We start from the raw sequence: 26874 nt of genomic DNA on the forward strand, positions 1-26874 counted from the left end.
ACCGCCCTCCGCCGCAGCGGCGCCCAACTCGTCGCCTCCGGCCGCCTCCACATCCAAGCCGTCCTCGCCGCACTCGACGCCGCAGAAGCAGCCGAGACGACCACGTCCTGAATCCGTGGCGGGCCCGGTCCCGGGCCCGCCGCACCGCGCGCAGGCGGCCTCACGGCCAGGGTCCGTGGGGCCGCCCCTCCGTGTCCCCGCCCGCACGGTCGGGGAGGTCCGTGGCAAGTACCGGAACGGGTGACGGTGTCCGAATTCCACACGGTCGAGTGAGCATGACCGGCGGGCGCTCGGCGAGCGCTGGGACGATGCGGCAGTCCGCAATTACGTTCGAGAGATTCGCCCCGGGTGAACCGTGACGGACGAACCGTGCCGCGAGTTGTTCGAGCAGCGTCCGGATCCGCGTCCGCCGGGGCCCGGTGCCGTCGCCGCACGCCGCCCTCGCGGGACCGCCCGGATTCGAACGTCGTTCCCCACCGATCGGACCGAGGAGCTTGTGATGACCCTTCCCGACGAGCCACGGGGTACCGCGGCGCTGCTGGTCGACTCCCGCGGGCGGTACCTGCTGCACCTGCGGGACGCCAACAAGCCGATCTGCGACCCGGGTACCTGGAGCATCCCGGGCGGGGACCGCGAGGCCGGGGAGACCTCGCTGGAGGCCGTCCGGCGGGAACTCGCGGAGGAGACGGGCCTGAGGGTCCCGCTGGAGCCCTTCACGGTCGTCGACTGCGTCGGCCCGGACGGCACCGCGGGCCGGATCCGCGTCTACCTCGGCGCCTGGGACGGCGACGCCGACGACCTGCCGTGCACCGAGGGGATCATGCTCCGCCACTTCGGTACGGACACGATCCCGTACCTGACGATGTGCCCCTGGACCAAGGAGGTCATCGACCTCCACGAGGCCCGGGCACCCACGCGCCCGCGGGTGCCGGACCTGGCCCGGTCCGGCGGCCGGGCCCGCCCGAACGTCGTCGGGGTCCACCTCTACCTGGAGGACGAGGACCGGGTGCTGCTCGGGCTCCGGCACCCCGACTCCGCGTTCGCGCCCTCCACCCACCACTTCCTGGCCGGCCACTGCGAACAGGAGTCCGCCGTCTCCTGCCTGGTCAGGGAAGCCGAGGAGGAGGCCGGTCTCACGATCGCCCCCGCCGACGTGGACCTCGCCCACCTCGTGCACGTCGTGGACCACCCGGGAGGGCAGCCGCGCATGCAGCTGGTCTTCCGTGCCCGGCAGTGGACCGGCACGCCCCACGTGCGGGAGCCCGACCGGTGCCTGTCCTGGGACTGGTGGCCGGCCGACGCGCTGCCGGAGCGGATGGTCCCGTACGCGCGCGCCGCGATCGAGGGCGTCCGCGCCGGCCGCCTCTACACCGAGATGGGCTGGTGAGCACCACCCGCCCGCCGGAGGCCGGGTCATGAGCGGCGGGCAGCGGCACCGGGAGGCGATCGACGTCCACCTGATCCTGCGCCGGGACCGGGCCGCGGGTCCTCAGGTGCTGCTCTCCCGCCGCGCGGGGGACGTCTACGCCTCGGGCCTGTGGCACCTGCCGTCGGGCCATCTGGACGGCCCGCACGAGGACGTGGTCACCGCGCTGTGCCGCGAGGCGCGCGAGGAGACCGGTGTCGTGATCGACCGCGCGGCGGCCCGCTTCGCGGTCACCGTGCACCACCGCGGACCCGGCGGCCGGTCCCGGACCGGGGTGTTCTTCGAGGTGCGCACCTGGCAGGGCGATCCCGGCATCCGGGAACCGGCCGTGTGCGACGCCATGGGCTGGTTCGCGCTCGACGACCTGCCGGAGCCGATCGTCGCCTACTGCCGGGCGGGACTGGACAGCTACCGCGCCGGCGAGCAGCTGGCCGTGCACTTCCAGGAACCCGGGGACGCGATCGCCCACGACCCGGCCGTCGACCGACGCCGCCCCGTCCCCAGCACCAGCACCAGCACCAGCACCAGCACCAGCACCGAGACGACGGGGCCGGACGCCGCCTAGCGCGCGGTCGGCCGCGGTGTCCTCCGTCCGGGCGTTGATGCTCGCCCGCGTGGCCCAAGACCACCTCGACCCGGACCCCGGATCCGCGCGCGGGGTGCTTGCGTGGCGTTCGGCGGCGCCGTCGGCCCCGGCCCGCCGGGGTCGGGGCGGGCGGTCGAGGAGACGAGGGAACACGCATGCACACCACGGTCCACCTGTTGGCCGCCGACGCCCCCGCCCAGATGCTCCCGGCGCGACAGCTGATGGCGTTCACGCTCGCCTCCCACATCATCCTGGTGCCGATGGGGGTGGCGCTGCCGCTCCTCACCCTCGTCATGCACCACCGGGGCCTGCGCCGCGACGACCCCGTGGCCCTGCTCCTGGCCCGTCGCTGGTCGGCGGTGATGGCCGTGCAGTTCGCGATCGGCGTCGTCACCGGGACCGTGCTGTCGTTCGAGTTCGGGCTGCTCTGGCCGGGGCTGATGGGCCGGTGGGGCGACGTGTTCGGCATCGGGTTCGGCGTGGAGGCATGGGCGTTCTTCCTCGAGGCCGTGCTCATCGCCGTCTACCTGTACGGCTGGCGCCGGCTCCCGCCCCGCACCCACTTCCTGCTCGGGCTGCCGCTGCCCGCCGCGGCGCTGCTCGGGGCCTTCGGCATCCTCTCCGCCAACGCGTGGATGAACACCCCGCAGGGCTTCACGCTCGACTCCCAGGGCAACCCGGTCGACGTGGACGTCTGGAAGGCGATCTTCACGCCGATGTTCGGGCCCCAGTACTGGCACTTCGTGGTGGCGATGCTGATGACGGCGGGGTACGTCGTGGCGGGGGTGTACGCCGTCGGATGGCTCCGCGGGCGCCGGGACCGCTACCACCGGCTCGGCTTCACGGTGCCGTTCACCGTGGCCGCGGTGGCCACCCCGGTGCAGCTCGTGCTGGGCGACTCGATCGCCCGGGCGGTGTTCCACAAGCAGCCCGTGAAGTTCGCGGCGATGGAGATCGTCTGGGACACCGACAGCCACGTTCCGGAGTACCTGTTCGGTCGGCTGCATCCGGACGGGTCGATCTCCGGGGGCATCAAGGTCCCCCAGCTCGACTCCATCCTGGCCGGGTTCAGTCCGGACACCGTGGTGCGGGGGCTGACCTCGGTGCCGTCGAGCGACCGGCCGAACGCCACCCAGGCCACCATCGCCCACGGCGCCTTCGACCTGATGGTCTGCATCGGAACGGCGCTCGCGTTCCTGGCCGCCTGGTACGGCCTGGTCTGGCTGAGGCACCGCAGGCTCCCCCGGTCCAAGTGGTTCTACCGCGGGGCGGCCTGCGCCGGCGTCGGGTCCGTCGTCGCCGTCGAGTGCGGCTGGGTCGCCACCGAGGTGGGCCGCCAGCCGTGGATCGTGTACCAGAACATGCGCGTGGCCGACGCCGTGACGTCGACGCGCTCCGCCACCCTCTGGACGATGTTCGGCCTGGTGATCCTCCTGTACGTGTGCATCTTCGGGGCGTTCCTCGCCGTCCTGCTCAAGATGCGCGCCCGCTGGCGCCTGGCCGACGGTGGCACGGGCCCGGCCGGGCCCGCGGAGGAACCCGAGGCCGTGACCCCGTACGGTCCGCGCTCCCGGGTCCCGGTCGGTGACGACGGGTCCGCCCCGTCCGGCGGGGGCGAGGGCTGATGGCCGCGCTCGTCGCCTTCGTGCTGCTGCTCGCCGTGGCCGCGTACGCGTGTGCGGGCGGGACCGACTACGGGGCGGGCTTCTGGGACCTGACGGCCGGCGGGGCCGAGCGCGGGCGGCGTCCCAGGTGGCTGATCGACCATGCGATGGCGCCGGTGTGGGAGGTCAACAACGTCTGGCTGGTCTTCGTCCTCGTCCTCACGTGGACCGGGTTCCCCGTGCTGTTCCAGACCGTCTTCACGGCGATGTGGCTGCCCCTGGCGCTGGCCGCCCTCGGCATGGTCCTGCGCGGGGCCGGCTTCGCCCTGCGCAAGCCCGTCCGCCGGCTGTCCCGGCGGCGCCTGTACGGGGCGGCGTTCGCCGTCTCCTCCCTGCTGACCCCGTTCTGCCTCGGGGTGACCGTAGGCGCCATCGCCTCGGGACGGGTCGTACCGGGTACGGAGGCGGTGGCCCACGCCTGGTTCAGTGCCGCCTCCCTCGCCTTCGGGCTCCTCACCGTGGCCTCGACCGCGCTGCTCGGCGCCGTGTTCCTGACCGCCGACGCCGCCCGCTTCGAGGCGCCCGACCTCGTCGGCTACTTCCGGGTCCGTGCCCTGTGCGCCTTCGTGGCGGTCGCCCTGACCGCCGCGGGCGTGCTCGTCGTCACCCACGGCGACGCGCCCTACGTGTGGCACGGGCTCACGCACGGCGCAGGCCTCGGCCTTGCGGTCGCCTCGGCGGTGTCCTTCCTCGTCACCGGACTCCTCGTGCTGCGCGGCCGCGCCCGGTGGGCCCGCTTCGGTGCCGTCGCCGCCGTCGGTGCGGCCGTGCTCGCCTGGGGCTTCGCCCAGCGCCCGTACCTGATCCCCACCTCCCTCTCGCTGGCGGACGCCGCCGGCGACTCCCAGACCCTGGCCTGGCTGCTGGTGGTCAGCCTCGTCGCCCTGCTGCTGGTCGGGCCGGCCGTCGGCCTGCTCTACTGGCTCGACACCCACGGCGAGCTCGAACCCCTCGCCGACTCCGACCTGCGTCGTACCCGCCCTGCCGGCGGCGCCCCGCCCGACGACGACTGACCCCGCGGACGGTGTCACCCTGAGCCCCGACCCGAGCGGCGCGGTCGCCGGCCGGGCCCGTCCGGGCGGGCCGTAGGGTACTGCTCCGTGCACCGACTCGAGATATCCGATCTGATCACCGCAGTGGATCCGGACACCGGCCACCGGCTCCCGGTCCGGCGCGCCGAGGTGATCCGGCAGTTGCGCGCGCAGGGCGACGAGCGCGCGGCCGGCATCGTCGCCGGGCTGGCTGCCGACGGGGACGGCGTGCTCGACCCGCAGGCGGTGGACCGGCTGCTCATCAGCGTGCACACCGAGCTGCAGCGCCTGAGCGAGGAACTCCGGATCGGCGAACGCCTCGTCCAGCTGCTGCGCCCGGTCTTCGCCGCGATCCGGGCGACCGGGCAGCCCGGGCCGTACCGCCTGGTCGACATCGGCTGCGGCCTGGGGTACCTGGTCCGCCGGCTGGCGGCCACCGGCGCCCTCGGAACGGACGTCGAGCTGGTCGGGGTCGACCTCGACGCCGCACTGGTCGGCCGGGCGGAGCAGCTCGCCCGCGAGGAAGCGCTCGACTGCCGCTTCGTCCACGGCAACGCCTTCGCGCTCCCGGAGGCGGCGACCGTCTACGTCTCCACCGGAGTGCTGCACCACTTCCGCGGGCCCGCCCTGGCCGAGTTCTTCCGGGCCCAGGCCGCCTCCCCCGCGCAGGCGTTCTGTCACTACGACATCGCCGCGACCCGCCTCGCCCCCATCGGTGCCTGGATCTTCCACCGCGCCCGGATGCGCCACCCGCTCGGGCGCCACGACGGCGTCGTCTCCGCGCAGCGCGCGCACGACGACGAGACGCTGCTGCGCGCCGCCGATGTACCCGGCATGCGGCCCCTGCTGTACGAGCCGCGCGGCGCGGCCAACCCGTTCTGCACCACGCTGCGCCCGGTCATCGGGGTGCGCCCGCACCTGGAAGCGCCGCTGCGCCAGGCCCTGGGGCGGGCGGCGCGCCGGCTCGTCGGCCCGGAGCACCTCGCCGGGGCCACCGGATGACGCCCGCGGTACCGCTGGTGCTCCTCGGCCTGCTCGACGCCGGGTTCAGCGGCTTCCGCGCCTACGCCGGCCGCGACGCCCGCATCCGCAAGCACCGGGCCACCGCCCGTGCCGCCCTGCGCGGGCTGGCCGTCGGGGCCGTCCTGATGCTCGTCCCCGTGCTGGCCGCCGTCCTGCTGCTGGTGACCGCCACCGACCCGGGCCGCACGTACGGGCTGCTGACCGTCGGGGGCACCGGCTACCTGGTCCCCCTCACCGGTTACGCCGCCGCCGTGTTGCTCTCCCTGGTCGCGTACTTCTTCCTGCCGTTCCGCGCCGGCACGCTCGCGGTGGTCGTCGGCCTCGGCCCGCTGACCCTGCTGCGCCCGCTGGCCGTCCTCGCCGCCTGCTGCGGCGCGCTCGTCAACGGCGGCGGCTGGCCCGCGCTGCTGGTCGGCGCGACGGCGGGCGCCGCCGTGCTGTGCGTGGAACCCGCCGTCCATCGACGCTGGTACCGCAACGTGCTGTGACACCCGTCCGGCGACCACCCCGGCCGGAGCACGACCCGGGTCCACCTCTCGCGGAGGTGCCGCCGCGTGCTTCTCGCGGGAGTGCCGCCGCGTGGTGTGTGGGGGAGGTGCTTGACGGGGGTGGCAGGCTGGTCCGGAGGCACGCCCGGGCCGGAGGTGGCCGAAGGCCAGGGCGAAGCCCCAAAGCCTCCGGGGTGGGCCTGCCGCAAGGCCTGCAGGCCGCCCCCGTCAAGCACTGAGGGGACCCACACACCACGCGGCGGCCCACGAAGCCGCGGTGAGGGCCCGCGGCCGTGGTCGTGACGGCGCGGAACCGCCGCACGCCCGCAGCCCCGGGCCCCGGCTGGCGCGCGTACCTACTGGTACGGGTCGAAGGGGATACCGGCCGGCTTGGCCTTGGCCAAGTGGGACGGCAGGGCGCTGTCGGTGAGGCCGAAGTGCGCGCTGCCGAAGTCGGCCTGGCTGAGCTTGTCGCGCAGGCCCGCGGGGTAGCCGTTCCAGCCGACGAGGGCGGGGAACTGCCAGGTGTGCTTGTGGTTCTCCGGGGGCTCGTCGTTGGTGTTGGCGGCGCGGAAGCAGTGGGTCGAGACGCCGTCCTTGTGGTAGACGATCTTGGGGTGGGTTCCCTCCCAGCGGATCTGGTCGCGGGTGCGGACGGTGAAGTCCCCGTGGTTGGACGTCGCGACGTACTTGGCCTCGTTGTTCTGGCTCCACACCACCACGTGCTCCCAGTCGTGGCGGTGGCCGCCGAGGCTGATGCCGGGGATGGCCTGGTCCTTCTCGAAGTACAGGCCGTAGATGACGGCGCACCAGCCGTTGTTGCACTTCGCCCGCGCGTACCCGTTGGTGTTGTCGAGGTCCGAGGCGTCCCGGCAGCTGCCGTTGAGGGCCCCGGTGGGGCTGAGGCCGCCGTTGAGGACTCCGTTCGGGCCGATGGCAGGGGTGGGGTAGCAGCCGTCGGTGTCGTAGTCGTAGGCCGGCTGGAAGGTGAGCTCCAGCGGGTCGGCCTGGGAGGGCAGGGCGGGGGGCGGGGCCGCGAACGCGACCTGGGGGACGCCGACGACGAGCGCGAGGGCGGCGCCGACGACTACGACGGATCTCGGGATGTGACGCTTCGTCCGCACACGGGCCTCCGGGCGCATGGGGGGTCTGGGACGTACGGAGGCCTGGCTACCGCTGGGTAGCCGGCCGCGAGCATCATTCGCCACCCCGGTCCGGCACGGCAAGGGTCCGGACGGCAAACATCCGCCGGAAGAAGGGGAGTTGGGTACGCCCCCGCGTCAGGAGACCGGGTCCGCGGCGTCGGCCGCGCGGGTACCGGGTACGGGCGCGCCGGATACCGGGGTGCCGGCCAGGGGCGCGCCGGGGGCCGCGATCCGGTCGGGCGCCGCGGCGGGGCGGCGGCCGGCCAGGCGGCAGCCGAGGCAGTTCGGGTGTCCGGCCCGGGCGGACGCGTCACGGGTGCCCATGCCCCACTGGTCTGCGGGCCGGGGGCCGGGAGCCTTGCCCCAGCCGGTCAGGTGCAGGGCCCAGGTGAGCAGGGCGGCCGCCACCACGACGACCAGTCCCAGCCACGTCCCCGGCGTCCAGCCGCAGACGCCCACGCCCAACAGCGCCGCTCCGACCGTGGCGACCGCCGTGCCGCCCCACCCGGCCACGGTGTGGCCCTCGTCGTACTGGTGTCCCTTGTGTTCGCTCATGTCCTGCACCCTCTCCGAGCTGCACCGACCTATGATGTCTCAGCAAGTGAGGAATTTATCTTAGACAGTAAGAGATTTTCAATGGAGGGCACGATCCGACCCGCAGCCTCGCCCGCGGAAGCGATCTCCGCGATGGACCACCTGATCGCGACGAGCATGGTCGGGCAGCAGGAGTTCGCCCGGCAGCTGGGACTGGGCGTGACGGACCTGGTCTGCTTCGCCTACGTCCTGGAGGCCGGCGACACCCCGGTCACCGCCGGGGACCTGGCGGTGCGCGCACACGTCACCACCGGAGCGGTCACCGGGATCATCAACCGCCTCGAACGCGGCGGATACGTCACCCGCCAGCCCGACCCGGCCGACCGGCGGCGGGTGCGCGTGGTCGCCGTACCGCAGGCCGCGGACCGCGTCCGTGCGATCTACGAGCCGTACTACGTGCGCCTGGCGACCCTCTTCGCGCAGTACTCGCCGGACGAAGTGGCGGTCATCGCCGACTGGTTCAACCGGGCCGGGGAGCTGGCGGCGACGTACCTCGCCGAATCCTGCGAGACCTGAAACACACGGTGGAGCGGGGTGGGGGGGGGGGGGGGGGGGGGGGGGCCCCCCCCCCCCCCGCGCGGCCGGGGGGGGCGGGGGGTGCGGGGGGTGCGCGGGGGGGGGGGGGGGGGGGGGCCGCCCCCGCCCCCCCCCCGCCCCCCCCCCCACCCGGGGGGGGGGGGGGGGGGCCGGGGGGGCCCCCGCCCCCCCACCCCTCCCGCGTCCCGGTCAGGTCCGGTAGCGGTAGAGGATCCGGCCCCGGGTCAGGTCGTACGGGCTCAGCTCCACGAGCACCCGGTCATGCGGGAGGATCCTGATGTGGTTCTTCCGGATCTTCCCGCTGATGTGCGCGAGCACGTGGTGGCCGTTGGGGAGTTCCACGGTGAAGGTGGCGTTGCGCAGGCACTCGATGACGGTGCCTTCCATTTCCAGGCCGTTCGAAGTTCTTGGCAAGGTGTGTCGCTTCTCGATTCGTCGTGTGGGTCGGGGTGTCGGTGAGGTCATGTGAGCCGGGTCAGGCGAGGTCGGGCGGGTTCGCGCCGGCGGCCGCGGTCAGCTCCGTTCCAGTTCCAGGTAGCCGCTCGTGCGCCGGGCTCCGGCGCTCTCGAAGAGGGCGATGGCGGGGGCGTTGGACTCGTCCAGCTCGGCCCAGGCCGATCCGGTTCCGGTGCGGTGCAGCGAGCCCAGCGCGTGGGCCAGGAGCGCCCGCCCGACGCCGTGCCGGTGCTGTTCGGCCCGTACGGCGATGAGCCCGATCCGGGCCCGCCGGCGGACCGGCACCACCCGGACCAGTCCGACGTACCGGCCGTCGCGGACCGCCACCGCGTACTTCGACGGGTCCCCCAGCGTGTCGCCGGGCGGCAGGGGCAGCACCTCGGCCGGCATGGTGCGCCACCCGGCGGCGGCGTCGACCTCCTCGCGGATCGCCCGGTCCAGGGCGCGCAGTCGGCCCTCGTCGGCCTGCGCACCGGGCAGGACCGTCACTCCGGCCGGAGCCGGTACGGTGTCGAGGCCGGTGGCGCGCGGGTCGGTGGGAACGACGTACTCCCACTCGCGGCGTACGGGGGTGAAGCCGAGCCGCTCCCACCGCGACCGCAGCTCGGTGTCGGACCCGCCGACGAGGGTGTGGAGCGGGGTGGGCAGGTCGGCCAGCATGGCGGCGGCGAGCTGGTCGAAGACCGCTTCCTGCCATACGTCGATGCTCACGAAGAGCCGTCCGTCGGTGCGGTGCGAGACGTCTCCGTGGCCGACGATGCGGTCGTCCGCCACGGCCTGCCAGTGCGTCTCGGCGGCTCGGGTGATCGTCACGGGGTTCATGGGTGTCGCCTTTCAGGAGTGCCTGGTCGGGGCGCTCCGGACGACCCAGGGGTCAGTCGCACACCGTGACGGAAGGAGGGAGCGCCCACCTCGATACAGCGTTCACGGGGCTCACCTCCTCACGTCCTGTCACGGTGCTCCGCACGCTATCAGCGAGGTGCCGCGCAGCCCCAATGCTTTTTTCGCTCGCGGCCGTTCGGGCCCGCCCCGGACCGAGCACGTGGCCGCATGGTCCACCACCTGCGTCCCCGGGCGGGCCGGGCCCACCCCCGGCCGGAGCCACCCCGCAATACGTGGTTTACAGTTCACCCACTGCCTCGTGTGATCAGCACGTCAGCCCGTCCAGGGCCCCGCACCACGGCCGACCGGACCACACCCGCCCCCGTGTCCGGTGGCCTGCCCCGGGGGCCGGCGCCTCCGCCCCGTGCGCGCCGGCCCCCACCCCACGTCACATGCGGCGACTCGCGAACCACCGGCCGGCGCCCGGTCCTGCTGACCGCCCCGACCGCCGGCGCGGAACGCCCATTACCTCAACGGATTTCATGCCTATTTGCTGTCGAATCGATACTTCCCAGGCATCCGGGTGAACGTTCGTTTCCCCGGGTACGGGCGAGCGGTTGCACCGACCGACGCGCCGTCAACAGCGCGTCGCTCCGATCGCTTCTTTGGAGAGTCATGCGTATTCGTTCTGCTGTGACCGCCTCTGTCCTCGCCGCGGGCATCCTGCTCGGCGGTGCCGGTGCCGCCCTCGCCCACGACGGCGTCGACATCGACTACTTCTCGGGCGGCCACAAGGCCTACTCCTCCAACTGCGCCTCCGCGGCGGCCATCCCGGCCGCGGTCGGCCCGGTCTACACGTCGACCTGCGCGAAGGAAGGCGAGAAGGAGTGGGCGGAGGGCAGCCACCTCGGCTCCCACTGATCACCGAAGGGGTACGCCAGGGGCGGCCGACGCGTGCGTCGGCCGCCCCTGGGCGTTCGTCCCAGCCGATTCGGGCGAACGGCGGACCGGGGCCGTCAGGGGTACGAGACGACCGTCGAGGGGACGGTGGCGGTGCCGGAGGTGGGGGCCCCGGTGTCGTTGATGACGTGGTCGTACTGACCGTTGCCGCCGAGGGAGACGGCCAGCAGGCTGTGGAACCGCACGCCGGGCCTGACCGGGGCCCGGAACCCGTGGGCCTGCCGGATCGTCGGGTCGACGTCGTAGTAGCAGTAGCTGCCCAGGCCCCAGGCCTCGTGCGTGGTCACGGAGTCGTCGACCCGGTAGGCGGCGTAGCCCCTGACGTCCCCGTTCTGGATGGCGGCCTGGTTCGGGGCGTCGTAGGCCTTCTCGTTCTGGAAGAAGACGGTGCGGCCGCGCTCGCCGTACCACTCGACGTCGTACTTGTTGAAGTGCTCCACGAACAGGCCGGTGGCCAGGACGTCGTCGCCGTTGACGCGGACGCCGTAGTCGGCGCGGTTGGTCTCCCAGCCGACGCCGTCGCCGTGGTCGGCGCGCCAGACCCAGGTGTGGTCGACGATCGTGTCGTCGCTGTTGACCACGACGGAGGTGGTGGCGCGGCCGGGGCCGGCGCCGCCGATGCGGACGTAGACGTCCTGGACGGTCGTCGGGTCGGTCGCGTGGTCGGCGGCGGCGCCCTGCGGGCCGATCTCCAGCAGGGTCGGGGAGTTGACCGGCCCCGCGTCGACGAGGAAGCCGGCGAGCCGGACGCCGTCCACGTCGGCGACGCGCAGCGCCGTGACGCCGTTGTCCGGAACGACGGTGGCGAGGCCGAGGCCGAGCACGATGGTGCCGGGGCGGTTGATCTCGACGGTGCGGTCCACGTGGTAGACGCCGGGGGTCAGCAGCAGGTGCAGGCCCTGGGCGACGGCCCGGTTCATGGTGGCCGCGGTGGTGCCGGGCTTGACCACGTAGAACCGGCTCAGCGGGATCGAGGTGCCCTGGAGCGTGGCGTCCGCCCAGCTCACGCCGCGGGCGTTGGTGCGCCTGGCCGGGGCGAAGACCTTGAACTCGCCGCCCTCGTAGTACAGGAAGGGCTTCTCCCGGGAGACGGGGGTGGTGTCGAGCGTGGTGTAGCGGGGGTCGGGGAAGGTGGTGGCCGGGGCGCCCTGCACGCCGGAGAAGACCTGGTTCCAGACGCTGTTGGACCAGCCGCCGACGGAGCTGTCCCGGGTGTACCACTGCTGCTGCGAGTAGTTGCCGACCTGGCCGTCGATCCGGGAGTCGGCGATGTAGCCGCCGCTGGCCCAGCCGTACCCGTTCGGGGAGAGGTTCAGGCCGCCCTTGACGTGCATGCGGCGGAACGAGGAGGCCTGGGACACCGCCCACCGGTCGGTGCCGTTGACCGGGTTGACGGCGAGGTTCTCGGCGGAGCGCCAGAAGTTCTGCGTGGCGTTGCCGCCGAACCAGCCGGCGTCGACGGTGACGTCGCCGTTGATGGTGGTGTCGTCGGGGCGCAGGCCGAGGCCGGCGATCTGGGTGTAGAAGCCGATCTGGGCGTTGAGGCCGTTGTACGTGCCGGGCTTGAAGAGGAACGCGTGCCGGCCGGGGCCGAACTGGGCCGACTCCTGCTGCCGGAAGACCTCGTCGAGCTCGCCCTGGATGTCGGGGGTCGACGGGTCGACGACGTGGACGTTCGGGCCGAGGTCACCGCCGCCGGGCAGGGTCGGACCGCCGCCGGGGGTGCCGTACACCTGGAACTCCCAGAGCGAGTAGCCCCATGGGGTGGCGCGTGCCGTGCCGGTGAGGCGGACGTGGCGGGCGGTCCCGGCGAGCGGGACGGTCTCGGTGCCCCCGGGGCCGGTGGTGGTGCTGTGGGCGGTGGTCCACGTGGTGCCGTCGAGGGAGGTCTCGATGCGGTACGCCTTCCCGTACGCGGTCTCCCAGCGCAGGACGGCGCGGTCGAGGGCGGCGGGGCCGCCGAGGTCCACCTGGCTCCACTGGGGGTCGGCGAAGGCGCTGGACCACCGGGTGCCGGGATCGCCGTCGACGGCCGCGGCGGCCGGGGTGCCGGCGTTCTCGGTGCTGGAGGCGGTGACGGGCCTGCCCTGCGAGAGCAGGACGGGGGCGGCCGCGGCCGGCGCGGCCGGGGCCAGCGCGAGCAGGGCCCCGAGGAGGGCGGTGACCAGCGCGGCGACCAGGGCGCGGTGCCGGCTGCGCGGCACCGCAATCGCAATCATGGGCATGACAGTTCTCCTAGCGCGGACGGAGATGTGGGAGGACGCGACGGAGGAGCGGGATGTGGGGAGCGGGGGCGGGACGTGGGTGGGAGTCGGTGCGTCGAGGGGTACGGGCCGTCAGCCCGCCTGCGCGCGGTGGCGGCGGATGAGGTCGGCGTAACGCAGGCCGCTGGACTTCGGGGTGCGGCGCTGGGTGGCGTAGTCGACGTGGACCAGGCCGAAGCGCTTGGCGTAGCCGTACGCCCACTCGAAGTTGTCCAGCAGGGACCAGGCGTAGTAGCCGGCCAGCGGCGCGCCCTTGCGGATCGCGCGGGCGCAGGCGGCGATGTGGGCCTCCAGGTAGGCGGCGCGCTCGGGGTCGTCGACGGTGCCGTCCGGGCCGGGGCGGTCGTCGAAGGCGGAGCCGTTCTCGGTGACGTAGAGGCAGCGGGCGCCGTACTCCTCAGTGAGCCGGAGCAGTACGGACTCCAGGCCGGCGGGGTCGACGGCCCAGTCCATGGCCGTGCGCGGCACGCCGGGCAGACGCACCTCGTGGGCGTGCGGAACCGGGCCGCCCGGGTCGTCGGCCACGGTCACCGGGAAGTAGTAGTTGACGCCGTGCCAGTCGAGGGGGGTGGCGAGGACCGCCGCGTCGGTGGGTCGTTCGGGCAGGTCGACGCGGTAGACCTCGCGCATGTCGGCCGGGAATCCGCGGCCGTACACGGGGTCGAGCCACCAGCGGTTGGTGTGGCCGTCCATCCGGGCCGCGGCGGCCACGTCCTCGGGCCGGTCGGAGGCCGGGGTGACGGTGGAGTGGTTGGTGACCAGGCCGATCCGGGCGGCGGGGGCGACGGCGCGGATCGCGCGGGCGGCGAGTCCGTGGCCGAGCAGCAGGTGGTACGAGGCGCGGACGGCGGTGGCCAGGTCGGTGAGGCCGGGGGCCATCAGGCCCTCGAGGTGGCCGATCCAGGCGGAGCAGAGGGGTTCGTTGAGGGTGGCCCACTGGGTGACGCGGTCGCCGAGCCGGGCGGCGACCGTGCCGGCGTAGACGGCGAAGTGCTCGGCGGTCCCGCGGGTGGCCCAGCCGCCGCGGTCCTGGAGGGCCTGGGGCAGGTCCCAGTGGTAGAGGGTGGCCGACGGGGTGATCCCGGCCTCCAGGAGGCCGTCGACCAGGCGGTCGTAGAAGTCGAGTCCGGCCTCGTTGAGGGGGCCGTCGCCGGTGGGCAGGATCCGTGGCCAGGCGATGGAGAAGCGGTAGGCGTCCGTGCCCAGGCGGCGCATCAGGGCGATGTCCTCGGGCCAGCGGTGGTAGTGGTCGCAGGCCGTGTCCCCGTGGTCGCCGCCCGCGACGGCACCGGGGGTGCGGGAGAACGTGTCCCAGATGGACGGTCCGCGCCCGTCGGCGGCGACGGCCCCCTCGATCTGGTACGCGGAGGTGGCGGTGCCCCAGGAGAAGCCGGGCGGGAACGCCGCGAGGTCGAGGGCGGGAGCGGCGGCGGGAGCGGACACGGTGGACCCTTTCGGTGGTGTGGCGTGTCGGGACGGGAGGGGCGAGCGGACGGGCCGGGTCACTTCACGGCGCCGGCGGTCAGGCCGCTGACGAGGTAGCGCTGGAGCAGCAGGAAGCCGGCCACGACGGGGACGCTGACGACCAGCGAGGCGGCCATGACCTGGTTCCAGTAGACGTCGTTCTGGGTGGCGTAGCCCTGGAGGCCGACGGCCAGGGTGCGGGTGGTGTCGTTGGTCATCACGGACGCGAAGAGCACCTCGCCCCAGGCGGTCATGAAGGCGTACACGGCGACGGCGACGATGCCGGGGACGGCGGCCGGGACGATGACCCGGAACAGGGCGCCGAGGGGGCCGCAGCCGTCGACCCGGGCCGCCTCGTCGAGGTCGCGCGGGATGGAGTCGAAGTACCCGATCAGCATCCAGACGGAGAACGGCAGGGAGAACGTCAGGTAGGTGAGGACGAGGCCGCCGCGGGATCCGAAGAGGGCGATCCCGGTGGCGTTGCCGATGTTGACGTAGATCAGGAAGAGCGGCAGGAGGAAGAGGATGCCGGGGAACATCTGCGTCGAGAGCACGGTGACGGTGAACACCCGCCGGCCGCGGAAGGAGTGGCGGCTGACGGCGTACGCGGCGAGGACCGCGACGGCGACCGAACAGACCGTGGCCAGGCCCGCCACGACGAGGGAGTTGACGAAGTAGTCGGCGAGCGGGACGGTGCGCCAGATGTCGGCGTACGGGCGCACGGTGAGCCCCGAGGGCAGCCAGCGGAACGTTCCGGACACGTCCTCCAGCGGCTTCAGGGAGCCGGACACCATGACGTAGACCGGGAGCAGCACGAAGCCGGTGAGAAGGGTGAGGAAGACCCGACGGGCCCACAGGAACGAGCGGGGCGGGGCCATGGGCGAGCGCGGACGGGGGCTAGGCATCGGCGGGCTTCCTCCCCCGGGTGGTAAGCAGCAGGTACGCGCCCGTGACGAGCAGCAGGAAGAGCAGCAGCAGGACGGACATGGCCGAGCCGGTGCCGAAGTTCCAGGTCTGGAACGAGGACTGGTAGATGTGCAGGGAGATCAGGTCCGCGGACTCCGGGGCGGCCTTGCCGAAGAGCACGAACGGCGTGTTGAAGTCGTTGAAGGTCCACAGGAAGAGCACCAGGACGAGGACCTGGTTGACGGGCCGGAGCGCGGGCAGGGTGACGTGCCGGATCTGCCGCCAGGTGCCGGCGCCGTCGAGGGCGGCCGCCTCGTACAGGTCGCGGGGGACGTTCTGCAGGCCGGCCATCACGATCAGGAAGGCGAACGGCCAGCCCCGCCAGACCGAGACGGCCAGGAGGGCCCAGAAGCCGTTGTCCCCGATCAGCCAGAACGGCGCGGTGGCGCCGATGCCGAGCTGGTCGTGGAGCACGTGGTTCACCAGGCCGTTGTCCCGCTGGAACATGAACGCCCAGGTGATGACGGCGGCGTAGACGGGCAGCGCGTACGGGACGAGGAACAGGGTGCGCAGCAGGCCGCGGCCGCGGAAGGACTCCTGGAGGAAGAGGGCGGCGGCGGTGCCGAGCAGCCAGCACAGGGCGACCGAGGACAGGGTGAACACGCAGGTGGTGGCGAAGGACCTGAGCAGGGCGGCGCCGACGGGGGCGTGGAAGTCCACGGAGACGGCGTAGTTGTCCGGGCCGGCCCAGGGTGCGTCGGTCCAGTGGGCGATGTGGAACTGGGTCAGTTCCTTGAAGCTCATGACGGCGCCGATGAGCATCGGCACGAGGTGGACGAGGAGTTCGAGGAGCAGGGCGGGCAGGAGCAGGAGGTAGGGCAGCCGGGCGGGGTGCGGGCGCCGGCGGCGGCGCGGGGTGCCCGCCGCCGGGTCCGGCTCCGCCCGGAGCGCCGGCTCCTCGGCCGGTGGTGTGACGGTGATGGTCATCGGCGCGTCCGTCACTGATCCGGCATCTGCTGCTGGGCCTCGTCGAGCTCGGCGCGGACCGCCTCGGTGGTGAGGGGGCGGCCGGCCGCGGCGTCGGCGAAGAGCTTCTTGACGGCGGTGCCCACGACGGTCTCGAACTGGGACTCCTGCGCGACCTGCGGGAGGGGGACGGCGCTGGTGGCCAGGGTGTCGCGGACGACGGTGAGGGACGGGGTGGCGAAGGCGGGGTCCGCCTGGGCACCCTTGACGGACGGCATCGAGCCGTAGGCCTTGTTGAGGGTCTTCTGCTCTTCGTCGCTGGTCATGAACTTGACGAATTCGAGGGCGCCCTCGAGGTTCCTCGTGTTCTTGAAGACGGCCATGTTGATGCCGGCGACCATGGAGTTGACGGACGTGCCCCGGCCGGGCGCGCCCGAGGGTACGGGCACGGGCGCGACGCCCCACTCGTCCTCGGTCATGCCCTGGGAGGCGAAGGTGGCGGTGGGCGTCTGCCACAGGACCATGGCGGTGCGGCCCTTGGCGAAGTCGCTCAGCGACTGGTTCTGGGCGTACTCGGCGTTGCCGGGGGCGACGATCTTGTGGGCGGCCATCAGGTCGACGTACTGCTTGACCGCGGCGACGGCCGCGTCGGACGTGAAGTCGGCCTTGCCGTCGGGGGTGAAGAAGTCGCCGCCGTGCTGCTTGGCGAGGACGTAGACCTGGTGGATGTTGTTCGCGAGGTTGGCGCCCTCGACGCCGATGGCGGAGCCGCCGTGCGCGGTGAGCCGCTTTCCGTCGGCGACGAGTTCGTCCCAGGTGGTGGGCGGCTTGGTGATGCCGGCCTGCCGGAACATCTTCTTGTTGTAGTAGAGCGCGTAGGCCATCGAGTAGAGGGGCACGGCCGCGGGGTCCGCGCCGCGGGAGCCGGTGGAGCCGAGCGCGGAGTCGACGAAGCGGTCGCGGCCGCCGATCGCCGCGAAGTTCTTGCCGTCCCAGGGCAGCAGGGCGCCGGTCGCCTGCAGGGAGGCGCTCCAGGTGTTGCCGATGTTGAGGACGTCGGGCCCCTGGCCGGAGGTGGTGGCGGTGAGGATCCGGTTGAGCAGGTCCGACCAGGGCACGACCTCGAGCTTGACCTTGATGCCGGTCCGCTGCGTGAAGCGGTCGAGCTCGGGCTGGAGGACCTTCTTGTCGGCCTCGATGCCGGGGCCCTGGTTGGAGGCCCAGTACGTCAGGGTCTTCGTCGAGCCTCCCCCGCCGGATCCGGAGGTCCCGGCGGTGCCGCCGCCGCAGGCCGTCGCGGCGACGGTGAGGGAGAGGACGACGGCTGTGGTGGCGGCGACTCTGATCCTGCGTGTGCGCATGGCTCGTCGGAACCCTTTCGGAGGTGGCGGAGGGAAGGAGTACACGGTGGAGCCGACTTAATTTAAGATGTGAGTTAAAGCGGAAGAGAAGGGCGCGTCAAGGGCTGCGGCAGCGGTATCGTGCACGCAGGGAAGCGACGGCCAACGGCTATCAACGGCGTTCAGGGGGCGGCAGGGTGGAAGCGAGAAGCGGCCGGACGGTGCGGGACCTGCGCCGGGAGAACCGCACGGCGGTGCTGCGGCGGCTGTACTTCGACGGCCCGCTGAGCCGCTTCGCCCTCGGCCCCGCCACCGGGCTCAGCTCCGGCTCGGTCAGCAACGTGGTCGCCGAGCTCCTGGCCGAGGGCCTGGTGGAGGAGGCCGGCAGCGTGGACTCGGCCGGCGGCCGGCCGCGCACCCTGCTCCGGATCAGCGCCGGCAGCGGCTGCATGATCGGGGTGGACGTGGGCGAGACGCGGATCCGGGTCGAACTGTTCGACCTGGCGCTCACCGAGCTCGCCCGGGTGGAGCGTCCGCTGGCCGCGGCCGGGACGCGACCGCACGATCCGTACGAGGTCTCGGTGGTCGTCGGCCACATCCGCGAGGGCATCGCCGAGGTGCTGGCGACGGCGGGCGTGCCGGCCGACCGGTTGCTCGGCGTCGGCATCGGCGTCCCGGGCATCGTGGAGCACACCGCACAGCACGGCACGGTCGTGCACGGGCAGACCATCGGCTGGGACGCCGTCCCGCTGGAGCGGCTGTTGCGGGACACGGGGGCGCTGCCGGCGGAGGTGCCGTACCGCATCGACAACGGCGCCAAGACGCTCGGCCAGGCGGAGATGTGGTTCGGCGCCGGACGCGGCGCGGACAGCGCGGTGTTCGTGCTCTTCGGCTCCGGCGTCGGCGCCTGTGTCGTCACCGACGACACAGGCCCCGGGCGGGCCGTCGAGTGGGGCCACCTCACGGTGCAGGTGCGCGGGCGGCGCTGCCGCTGCGGGGCCCGGGGCTGCCTGGAGGCGTACGCGGGGGCCGAGGCCCTGCTGGAGCGGTGGCGGGAGGCGGGCGGCAACCCGCCCGCCGGCGCGGACCAGGAAGCCGCCCTGGCGGCGCTGCTCGCCGCCGCCTACCCCGCGTCGGGCGGCGGCCCCGAGCCGGACGGCCGGACGGCGGACCGGCGGGGGGCGGACGGCCGGGCGACCGGCGACGGCGCCGCGGACGGCCCGGTGGCGGTCGCGCCGGAGGCGGCGGCCACGGCGCTGCTGGAGGAGACGGCCGAGTACCTGGGGGCCGGCCTCGCCGACCTGATCAACCTCTTCCAGCCGGACCGCATCCTGGTCGGCGGCTGGGCGGGCCTCCAGCTCGGGGCCCGCTTCCTCGACCGGGTGAAGGAGCACGCGACCGCCAACGCGCTGCGCTACCCCGCCTCCCGGGCCTCGATCGGCCTGGGCGCGCTCGGCCCGGACGCGGTCACGATCGGTGCGGCCATCCAGCCCCTCGCGGACTTCTTCGCCCGCGGCGGCCGCCGCCCCGCCGCGCTCCCCGAAGCGCCCGCCCCCGACTGGCAGTCGGCGGTGCGGGGACGTACCGGGGGCTGACCGGGCCGGCCGCCGGGGCCTGACGCGTTCGAGCGGCTCCGGCAGGGGACCGCTCCGGCGCCGACGCGTGCCGCCGCGCGGGCGGATCGGCCCGCACTCCCGTCCGTGCCGTCGGCGGGCATGAGCCGCGGCAGGCGCCCGTGGCGCACGACCCGCCGCCGATGACGGCGGAGGTCTCCGCCCGTCCGCACCCGGTCCGACGGGGAGGAACGCTTTACCTGCTCCTGGATGGCATGTTCCGGTCAACGCTGCGAGGCTGCGTAGCGGTGTGTCCCCGACCCGGGGACACGGCACGTCTCACCACGGCGCCCGCGCGCACGGGGCGCCGCCCGCGGCCGTCCGCCGGCGTACCCGGCCGGTGCCGGGCGGCCACCGAGCAGGCCGGAATCCCGGCCGCCGAGAAGGAGTTACGTGTGAGAGCCACCCCCCACAAGGCCTTCGTCGCGACCCTGAGCGCCGTCGCCGCGTTGGCCGCGGCCGCACTGCTGCCCGCGGCACCGGCCGCCGCGGCCACGGCTACGGCTACGGCCACGGCCACGGCCACGCGGCCGGCCGCCGCCTGCACCCCGGCGCAGGTCGTCGCCAACGGCGGTTTCGAGAGCGGCACTTCGCCCTGGAGCCAGTCGCAGACCGGTCTGATCACCAACCGCTCCGGCCAGAGCGCCCACGGCGGCGGCTACTTCGCCTGGCTCGACGGCACCGGCCGCACGCACACCGACACGCTCTCCCAGAGCGTCGCGGTCCCGTCCGGATGCAGCACCGCCACCCTCAGCTTCTGGCTGCACGTCGACACCGCCGAGCGGACCTCGTCGGTCAGGTACGACACCCTGACGGCGAAGATCGGGAGCACGACGCTCGCGACGTACTCCAACCTCGACAAGAACACCGGGTACGTGCAGAAGTCGTTCGACGTCTCGGCCTTCGCCGGCCAGACCGTCACCGTCGCGTTCACCGGCTCCGAGGACTCCAGCCTCCAGACCAGCTTCGTCGTCGACGACGTCGCCCTCGACACCTCCGGCGGTACGGTCCCGCCGACGGACTCCACCCGGACGCCGGCCGCGCCCTCGTACACCGTCAACCTCAGCAGCGACACGAGCGGCTTCGTGTGGACCGGCCACGAGAGCGCCTCGTTCACCAACGCCTCCGCCACCCCGCTGAGCGAGGTGTACCTGAGGCTGTGGGACAACTACCACGGCAGCTGCTCGGCCATGCCGATCACCGTCAGCAACGTCACCGGCGGCACGGCCGGCGCGCTGTCGGTCGCCTGCACCGCCCTCAGGATCGACCTGCCCACCCCGCTCGCCCAGGGCCAGGGCGCCACGATCGGGTTCGACCTGGCGATCACCGTGCCCAGCGGGGCGGACCGGTTCGGCCACGACGGGGCGTTCAGCAACATCGGCAACGCCCTGCCCGTCCTCGCGGTCCGGGACGGCGCGGGCTGGCACCTGGACCCGTACACCAACAACGGCGAGTCCTTCTACTCGCTGGCCGCCGACTTCAGCGTGGCCCTGGACCACCCCTCCGGCCTGCTGGTGCCGGCCACCGGCACGTCGGTCGACACCCCGGGCACCAGCGGGCGTACGGTCACCACGGCGTCCGCGTCCAAGGTGCGCGACTTCGCCTGGGGCGCCGGCCCGTTCAGCAAGATCTCCGGCACCTCGGCCGGCGGGACCCCGATCACGATCTACTCGGTGTCCGGGATCAGCTCCGCCGACTCCCAGTCCATGCTGACCACCGCGAAGAACGCCGTCGACGCCCACGCCGCGCGCTTCGGGGCGTACCCGTACGGCGAGCTCGACGCGATCATCGACAACAACTACTGGTTCGGGGGCATGGAGTACCCCGGTTTCGTCCTCGACCTCGTGAGCACCACCGCCCTCACCCACGAGATCGGCCACCAGTGGTGGTACGGCATCGTCGGCGACGACGAGTACGCGAGCCCGTGGCTGGACGAGGCGTTCACCGACTACGCCACCGACCTGGCGCTGGGCAAGACCGGCACCAACTGCTGGAACGGCGTCTCGTGGGCGTCGTCCGCCGAGAAGATCACCAACTCGATGGCGTACTGGGACGCCCACTCGTCCCGGTACTCGACCGTCGTGTACGGCTACGGCAAGTGCGCCCTGCACGACCTGCGGCGGGTGCTCGGCGACACCGCGATGGCCACGCTGCTGAAGGACTACGCCACGGCGCACTGGTACGGCGTGTCCACCACGGCCGAGTTCAAGGCGGCCGCGCAGGCGGCGACGGCGACCGACCTGACCTCGTTCTGGACCCAGCACCGCATCGAGGGCTGACGCACGGTACGCCGCGCCGCGCCGCGCCGCGACGCGCCACGCGCCGGTCCGCCGGGGTCACCCGCCCCGGCGGACCGGCCGCGCCGCCGTGGATGGGCCGGAGGTGTGACAGCGGGCGGTCGACGCCACCGAGCCGCGCGTCCGGCTCGTATCGTGGGCCCGGGCGCGGGGCCCGGGAGACGAGGACGTGCGCGTGAGTGATCCGGCGATCGACTACCGGGCGGTGTTCCAGGCGCTGCCGGGGATGGTGGCACTGCTGACGCCGGAGCTGGTGTACTCGGACGCCAACGACGACTTCGTCACCAACTCCGGTCGTCCGCGCGAGGGGCTGATCGGCCGCTACCTGTTCGACGTGTTCCCGGACAACCCGAACGATCCCAGCGCCTCGGGGGCCACCAACCTGGCGGCCTCCCTCCGGCGCGTCCTGGCCTCCGGGGAGCGGGACACCATGGCGCTGCAGCGCTACGACGTCGAGTCCGCCGACCGCCCCGGCGAGTGGGAGGAGCGGTACTGGAGCCCGATCAACGCCCCGGTCCTGGACGCCGAGGGGCGGGTCGTACTGCTGGTCCACCGGGTGGAGGAGGTCACCGAGCTGATCCGGGCCCGGGGCCGGGCGGCCGGGGACCGGGCCCGCGTGTTGGAGGCCGAGCTGTACACCCGGTCGCGGGAACTCCAGGAGGCCAACCAGCGGCTGCGGCAGGCCCACGCCCGGGAGCGGTCGGTCGCGCTCGCCCTCCAGGACGCCATGCTGCCCGCCCCGCGCCTGACGGAGCACCACCAGACGGCGGTCCGCTACCAGCCGGCCGTCGGTGCGCTGAACGTGTGCGGTGACTGGTACGACCTCGTCGAGCTGCCGGACGGGACCATGTCGGTGGCCGTCGGCGACGTCGTGGGGCACGGACTGGCGGCCGCGGGGGTCATGGGGCAGCTGCGCAGCGCGCTCAGCGCCGCCTCGCTCACCTCCACCGGGCCGGCGCAGGCCCTGGAGGCCCTGGGGCTGTACGCCCGGTCGGTCGACGGCGCAGAGTCGACGACCGCGGTGTCCGTGCACATCGACCGGGCCGGCGGCACCCTCACGTACAGCAGCGCCGGCCATCCCCCGCCCGCGCTGCTGCGCCACGGCGGCACGGTGGAGTTCCTGGACCGGGCCACCGACCCGCCCCTCGGGGCACGACCCGAGCACGTGGCGCGACCCCAGGCACAGCACGCCTGCAGCAGCGGGGACACCCTCGTGCTCTACACCGACGGCCTGATCGAGCGCCGGTACGAGGACATCGACATCGGCCTGGCGCGCCTGGCCGACTCGCTCGCCGCGCACCGCACGCTCGGGCCCGAGCGACTCGCCGACGCGCTGCTGCTGGACCTGCTCCCCGCCGCCGGCGCCACCGACGACGCGGCCCTGGTGGTCATCCGCATCTGAGTCCGCCTCGCCGCTCCGTCCCGGCCAGGGGCTGTCCGGCCCTCATCCGCCGGACACCCCCCTCATCCGCCGGACGCCCCCTGAGCGAGTTCGGCCAGGAGCGCGGCTTCGCGGGCGTGGCTGAGTCCGGCGCGGCGGGGGCGGTCCAGGCCCTCCGCGCGCTCCCAGCGCAGGACGTCCGCCAGGAGGTCGGCGCGCGGCCGGTGCCGCAGGCCGGCCGCGGCTGCGGCCGCGCCGCTGCGCGCGCTGAACCCCGCCCACTCCGGGTCCGCCAGCCACATCGCCAGCGATTCCGGGCCCATGAACTGGCCCACCTCCCGGGCGGTCAGCCAGTCGGGGTCCGGCGTGACGACCGGTCCGGTGTGGCCGCCCACCGCGCGCGAGAGTCCGACCCACTCGCCGAACGGCACGACCGGCCCGACCGCGTCGTACGTCCCGGTCGTGCCGCGTTCCGCGCAGTCCAGGAGCCAGGCCGCCAGGTCCCGGGCGTCCACCGTCTGGGTGGGCAGGCCTGCCGGGCCGGGCACCAGCAAGGGGGCCTGCGGGTCGCGGGCCGCGCGGGCCACCCAGTAGCCGGTCCGGCCGCTGTGGTCCCCGGGCCCGCCGATCAGGCCCGCCCGGGCGATCAGCAGCCGGTCCGGCACCACCGCCCGCGAGGCCTCCTCGCAGGCCACCTTCGCCCCGCCGTACGCCTCCCGGTCGACCTCGTCCTGCTCCGCCGCCGGGAGGAGTGCGGCCGACTCGTCGGCACCCGGTACGGCGTGCGAGGCGTACGCGCTGACCGAGGAGACGTACGACCAGTGGCCCGCCCGGTCCCCCAGGGCCGCCAACGCTCCGCGCACGAATCCCGGCTGCCACGACACCTCGAGGACGGCGTCCCAGTCCCGGTCCGCCACCTCGTCGTACGCCGCCGCCGAACGCCGGTCGGCGGCCACCAGGCGGGCGCCCTCGGCCACCGCGCCGCTCTCCCCGCGGGCGAGGCACGTCACCCGGTGCCCGCGCTCCACCGCCTGCCGCGACACCTCGCGGCCCACCCATGCCGTCCCGCCCAGCACCAGAATGTCCATGGGCCCACCCCATCACGGCCCGGCGGGCTTCCGGGCACGGCTTCACCCAGGGCGTACGCGTGTTCGCCCCGGGCAAAGCCGCCGGCCCGGGCTTCAGCGCGGCGGTCGGCCGGTCTCGGACAGTGCGCCGTCGGACAGGCGCAGCCAGCGGTCCACACCGATCGCGTGGAGGAACCGCTCGTCGTGGCTGACGACGACGAAGGCCCCCCGGTAGGAGTTCAGCGCGCTTTCCAGTTGTCCGGTGCTGACGAGGTCGAGGTTGTTGGTCGGCTCGTCGAGGAGCAGGAGGTGGGGGGCCGGTTCGGCGTACAGCACGCAGGCCAGGGTGGCCCGCAGCCGCTCCCCGCCGGAAAGGGCCCGTACCGGCAGGTGCGCGCGGGCGCCGCGGAAGAGGAAGCGGGCGAGCAGGGTGAGCCGTTCCGCCTCCGGCCGGTGGGGTGCGGAGTCGGCGAAGTTCTCGGCGACGGTGCGCCGCGGGTCCAGCAGGTCCAGGCGCTGCGAGAGGTGGGCGATCCGGCCCTCGGCCCGGCTCGTCGCGCCCGTGTCCGGGGCGAGGTCGGCGTTGAGCAGGCGCAGCAGGGTGCTCTTGCCCGCACCGTTCGGCCCGGTCAGGGCGATGCGTTCGGGGCCGCGGATGGTGAGGTCGACGCCCGGGTGTCCGAAGACGGGCCGGTCGCCGAGCCGGACCCGCATGCCTTCGCCGAGGAAGACGGTGCGGCCGGCCGGGACGCCGGTGTCCGGGAGGTCGAGCACGAGGCGCTGGTCGTCGCGCAGACCGCGCTCCGCCGCGTCGAGGCGGGCCCTGGCGTCGCCGACGCGGGTGGCGTGGGTCTGCCCGGCCCGGCCGGCCGACTCCTGTGCTCCGCGCTTCATGTTCCCGGCGACGATGCGGGGCAGGCCGGCGTTCTTGAGGGTGCGGGCGGCGTTGTTCTGGCGGCGCTCGGCGCGCTCCCGGGCCTGCTGCAGCTCGCGCTTCTCGCGCTTCAGGTCCTGTTCGGCGCTGCGGACGTTCTTCTCGGCGACCTCCTGCTCCGCTCGCACCGCGGTCTCGTACGCGGTGAAGTTGCCGCCGTAGAAGCGGAGTTCGCCGCGGGCGAGATCGGCGATGCGGTCCATCCGGTCGAGCAGCGCACGGTCGTGGCTGACCAGCAGCAGGCAGCCGTGGTAGTCGTCGAGCACGTCGTAGAGCGTGTGCCGGGCGTCCAGGTCGAGGTTGTTGGTGGGCTCGTCGAGGAGGAGGACGTCGGGGCGCTTCAGCAACTGGGCGGCGAGGCCGAGGGAGACGGTCCGGCCGCCGCTCAGGGTGTGCAGGGGACGGCCCAGGGCGAGGTCGCCGAGGCCGAGCCGGTCGAGCTGGGCGCGGGTGCGTTCCTCGATGTCCCAGTCGTCGCCGATGGTGGTGAAGTGCGCTTCGGTCGCGTCCCCCGCCTCGACGGCGTCGATGGCCCGGACGACCGCCGCGACGCCCAGCACCTCGGCCACGGTGCGGTCGCCGGTCAGCGGCAGGGTCTGCGGGAGGTGGCCGAGGGTGCCGGTCACCGACACCGAGCCCGCCCGGGGGCGGAGTTCGCCGGCGATCACCTTGAGCAGGGTGCTCTTGCCGGACCCGTTGGGGGCGACCAGCCCCGTGCGGCCCGGGCCGAGGGAGAAGGACAGGTCCTCGAGGACCGGGGTGCCGTCCGGCCACGAGAAGGACAGGTTCGAGCAGGTGAGGGCGGCGCGGGAAAGCGTGGACATGGGGCGACCTCGTACGGGGAGGAGGGCAGGGCGGATCCACTGCCCTGGGAGACGGGACGGAAGGGATGACTGCGGGACCGCCCGGGCCGTGCCCACTCGCACGCGCCGGCGGTCGGACCGCCTCCGGGTCTCACCCGGAGATGTCGTCGTCCCCTACCACGTCTGCTGCTCCTCGTTCGTCGGTCGGCGTCGGTCCCACGCTAACAGCCCGCCCGGCCGCCTTCACGTGATTTGTCCGCCGCCGGACGGCGCCGGAGCGCGCCGGCCCGTCCGCGCGGGCGGGGAGGTGACGGAAGCCCTACGGGCCCGAGCGGGAGCTCTCGGCGCGGTGTGCGGGCGCGTAGCGTCGGGTGGCATGCGAGTGCTTGTCACCGGCGGAGGGGGGTTCATCGGGTCGCACGTCGTGGCCGCACTGGTCGCCGAGGGGCACGAGGCGGTGGTGCTGGACGCGCTGCTGCCCGCCGCGCACCCGAGCGTGCCCGAGCTGCCGGACGCGGAGTTCGTGCGGGGGGACGTCCGGAACGCCGAGGACGTGCGCGGGGCGCTGCGCGGGGTGGACGCGGTGTGCCACCAGGCGGCGATGGTCGGGCTCGGGAAGGGCTTCTCGGACGCGGCGGCGTACGTGGCGTGCAACGACCTGGGAACGGCGGTGCTGCTGGCCGGGATGGCCGAAGCGGGCGTGGCGTCGTACTTCCGCTCCGCACTGGCCCGGGGCGAGCCCCGCGGGTCTTCGAGGACGGCGGTCAGCGTCGGGACTTCGTCCACGTGCGTGACGTCGCCCGGGCGAACACGGCGGCCCTGGCCGGCCTCGACGCGCGGCCGGCCGGGGTGCACGTGCCCTACAACGCCGGCAGCGGTGACCCGCGCACGGTCGGCGAGATGGCCGCCGTCCTCGCGGCCGCGTACGGCGGGCCGGGGCCCGTGGTGACCGGGGAGTTTCGGCTCGGGGACGTCCGGCACATCACGGCGGACTCCGACCGGCTGCGGCGGGAGACGGGCTGGCGGCCGCGGGTCGGGTTCGCCGAAGGCATGGCCGAGTTCGCGCGGGCGGCGCAGCGGGCCCCGTCCGGGGACGCGTAGGGGATC

At 73.8% G+C, this 26874-nt stretch carries 22 protein-coding genes and 1 pseudogene; 12 read left to right on the forward strand and 11 right to left on the reverse strand.

Annotated features, from left to right (window positions below; genetic code table 11):
• The first annotated feature begins 499 nt into the window (after nt 1-499).
• The 6 genes from ACIQCH_RS31045 (at nt 500) to ACIQCH_RS31070 (ending at nt 6218) form a co-directional block, all read left to right on the forward strand.
• Nucleotides 500-1387: an NUDIX domain-containing protein gene (locus tag ACIQCH_RS31045; RefSeq protein ID WP_402586373.1), complete on the forward strand. Its 888-nt coding sequence runs from the start codon at nt 500-502 to the stop codon at nt 1385-1387.
• A gap of 28 nt (nt 1388-1415) precedes the next feature.
• Nucleotides 1416-1991 (forward strand): NUDIX domain-containing protein, encoded by a 576-nt coding sequence (locus ACIQCH_RS31050; RefSeq protein WP_402586375.1) that lies wholly within the window; start codon nt 1416-1418, stop codon nt 1989-1991.
• Nucleotides 1992-2167: 176 nt separating this feature from the next.
• On the forward strand, nt 2168-3637 hold the full coding sequence (locus ACIQCH_RS31055; RefSeq protein WP_402586376.1) for a cytochrome ubiquinol oxidase subunit I: 1470 nt from the start codon (nt 2168-2170) through the stop codon (nt 3635-3637).
• Nucleotides 3637-4689 (forward strand): cytochrome d ubiquinol oxidase subunit II, encoded by a 1053-nt coding sequence (locus ACIQCH_RS31060; RefSeq protein ID WP_402586378.1) that lies wholly within the window; start codon nt 3637-3639, stop codon nt 4687-4689. Before ACIQCH_RS31055 ends, ACIQCH_RS31060 begins: the two co-directional genes overlap by 1 nt.
• Before the next feature lie 87 nt (nt 4690-4776).
• Nucleotides 4777-5709, forward strand: a complete 933-nt coding sequence (locus ACIQCH_RS31065) for a class I SAM-dependent methyltransferase (protein WP_402586380.1) — start codon at nt 4777-4779, stop codon at nt 5707-5709.
• Nucleotides 5706-6218, forward strand: coding sequence for a hypothetical protein (locus ACIQCH_RS31070; protein ID WP_402586382.1), 513 nt, complete (start codon nt 5706-5708; stop codon nt 6216-6218). The genes ACIQCH_RS31065 and ACIQCH_RS31070 overlap by 4 nt, the downstream gene beginning before the upstream one ends.
• A gap of 356 nt (nt 6219-6574) precedes the next feature.
• On the opposite strand, the gene ACIQCH_RS31075 is transcribed toward ACIQCH_RS31070, so the two are convergent.
• Complete coding sequence (locus tag ACIQCH_RS31075; RefSeq protein WP_402586383.1) at nt 6575-7360, reverse strand: NPP1 family protein; 786 nt, start codon at nt 7358-7360, stop codon at nt 6575-6577.
• A 138-nt stretch (nt 7361-7498) separates the two neighbouring features.
• On the reverse strand, nt 7499-7918 hold the full coding sequence (locus ACIQCH_RS31080; RefSeq protein WP_402586385.1) for an HGxxPAAW family protein: 420 nt from the start codon (nt 7916-7918) through the stop codon (nt 7499-7501).
• Between the two features lie 81 nt (nt 7919-7999).
• Between ACIQCH_RS31080 and ACIQCH_RS31085 the strand changes: the two genes are divergently transcribed.
• Nucleotides 8000-8473, forward strand: a complete 474-nt coding sequence (locus tag ACIQCH_RS31085; protein ID WP_402586387.1) for a MarR family winged helix-turn-helix transcriptional regulator — start codon at nt 8000-8002, stop codon at nt 8471-8473.
• Between the two features lie 210 nt (nt 8474-8683).
• On the opposite strand, the gene infA is transcribed toward ACIQCH_RS31085, so the two are convergent.
• Both infA and ACIQCH_RS31095 read right to left on the reverse strand, forming a co-directional pair.
• The gene (gene infA / locus ACIQCH_RS31090; protein ID WP_199922826.1) at nt 8684-8881 is read right to left on the reverse strand and encodes a translation initiation factor IF-1; all 198 of its coding nucleotides are present in this window, start codon (nt 8879-8881) and stop codon (nt 8684-8686) included.
• Between the two features lie 126 nt (nt 8882-9007).
• Complete coding sequence (locus ACIQCH_RS31095) at nt 9008-9772, reverse strand: GNAT family N-acetyltransferase (protein ID WP_402586389.1); 765 nt, start codon at nt 9770-9772, stop codon at nt 9008-9010.
• Nucleotides 9773-10465: 693 nt separating this feature from the next.
• On the opposite strand from ACIQCH_RS31095, the gene ACIQCH_RS31100 reads away from it, so the two are divergent.
• The gene (locus ACIQCH_RS31100; RefSeq protein ID WP_402586391.1) at nt 10466-10693 is read left to right on the forward strand and encodes a hypothetical protein; all 228 of its coding nucleotides are present in this window, start codon (nt 10466-10468) and stop codon (nt 10691-10693) included.
• 95 nt (nt 10694-10788) lie between these two features.
• Here the strand turns inward: ACIQCH_RS31100 and ACIQCH_RS31105 are convergent, their stop codons facing one another.
• From ACIQCH_RS31105 to ACIQCH_RS31125, 5 genes are all read right to left on the reverse strand, one after another.
• On the reverse strand, nt 10789-12957 hold the full coding sequence (locus ACIQCH_RS31105; RefSeq protein WP_402586392.1) for a discoidin domain-containing protein: 2169 nt from the start codon (nt 12955-12957) through the stop codon (nt 10789-10791).
• A 111-nt stretch (nt 12958-13068) separates the two neighbouring features.
• The gene (locus ACIQCH_RS31110) at nt 13069-14439 is read right to left on the reverse strand and encodes a GH1 family beta-glucosidase (protein WP_402586393.1); all 1371 of its coding nucleotides are present in this window, start codon (nt 14437-14439) and stop codon (nt 13069-13071) included.
• A gap of 59 nt (nt 14440-14498) precedes the next feature.
• On the reverse strand, nt 14499-15338 hold the full coding sequence (locus tag ACIQCH_RS31115) for a carbohydrate ABC transporter permease (protein WP_402586458.1): 840 nt from the start codon (nt 15336-15338) through the stop codon (nt 14499-14501).
• Nucleotides 15339-15357: 19 nt separating this feature from the next.
• Nucleotides 15358-16353, reverse strand: a complete 996-nt coding sequence (locus ACIQCH_RS31120; protein WP_402586395.1) for a carbohydrate ABC transporter permease — start codon at nt 16351-16353, stop codon at nt 15358-15360.
• A gap of 11 nt (nt 16354-16364) precedes the next feature.
• Nucleotides 16365-17693 (reverse strand): ABC transporter substrate-binding protein, encoded by a 1329-nt coding sequence (locus ACIQCH_RS31125; protein ID WP_402586397.1) that lies wholly within the window; start codon nt 17691-17693, stop codon nt 16365-16367.
• 176 nt (nt 17694-17869) lie between these two features.
• Here ACIQCH_RS31125 and ACIQCH_RS31130 point away from each other — a divergent pair, with 176 nt between their 5' ends.
• The 3 genes from ACIQCH_RS31130 to ACIQCH_RS31140 all read left to right on the forward strand — a co-directional run bounded on the left by ACIQCH_RS31130 (nt 17870) and on the right by ACIQCH_RS31140 (nt 22984).
• On the forward strand, nt 17870-19267 hold the full coding sequence (locus tag ACIQCH_RS31130; RefSeq protein ID WP_402586399.1) for an ROK family protein: 1398 nt from the start codon (nt 17870-17872) through the stop codon (nt 19265-19267).
• Between the two features lie 413 nt (nt 19268-19680).
• Nucleotides 19681-21564: a M1 family aminopeptidase gene (locus ACIQCH_RS31135; protein WP_402586401.1), complete on the forward strand. Its 1884-nt coding sequence runs from the start codon at nt 19681-19683 to the stop codon at nt 21562-21564.
• A 193-nt stretch (nt 21565-21757) separates the two neighbouring features.
• Nucleotides 21758-22984, forward strand: a complete 1227-nt coding sequence (locus ACIQCH_RS31140; protein WP_402586403.1) for a PP2C family protein-serine/threonine phosphatase — start codon at nt 21758-21760, stop codon at nt 22982-22984.
• A 62-nt stretch (nt 22985-23046) separates the two neighbouring features.
• Here the strand turns inward: ACIQCH_RS31140 and ACIQCH_RS31145 are convergent, their stop codons facing one another.
• Together ACIQCH_RS31145 and ACIQCH_RS31150 are read right to left on the reverse strand one after the other, a co-directional pair.
• Nucleotides 23047-24051 (reverse strand): NAD-dependent epimerase/dehydratase family protein, encoded by a 1005-nt coding sequence (locus ACIQCH_RS31145; RefSeq protein ID WP_402586404.1) that lies wholly within the window; start codon nt 24049-24051, stop codon nt 23047-23049.
• Nucleotides 24052-24144: 93 nt separating this feature from the next.
• A complete protein-coding gene (locus tag ACIQCH_RS31150; RefSeq protein WP_402586406.1) occupies nt 24145-25788 on the reverse strand; it encodes an ABC-F family ATP-binding cassette domain-containing protein in 1644 nt (547 codons plus the stop codon).
• A 355-nt stretch (nt 25789-26143) separates the two neighbouring features.
• Here ACIQCH_RS31150 and ACIQCH_RS31155 point away from each other — a divergent pair.
• A pseudogene (locus ACIQCH_RS31155) lies at nt 26144-26868 on the forward strand (NAD-dependent epimerase/dehydratase family protein).
• The last annotated feature ends 6 nt before the right edge of the window (nt 26869-26874 follow it).

Source organism: Streptomyces sp. NPDC093225, from assembly GCF_044753805.1.
Classification (GTDB): Bacteria; Actinomycetota; Actinomycetes; order Streptomycetales; family Streptomycetaceae; genus Streptomyces.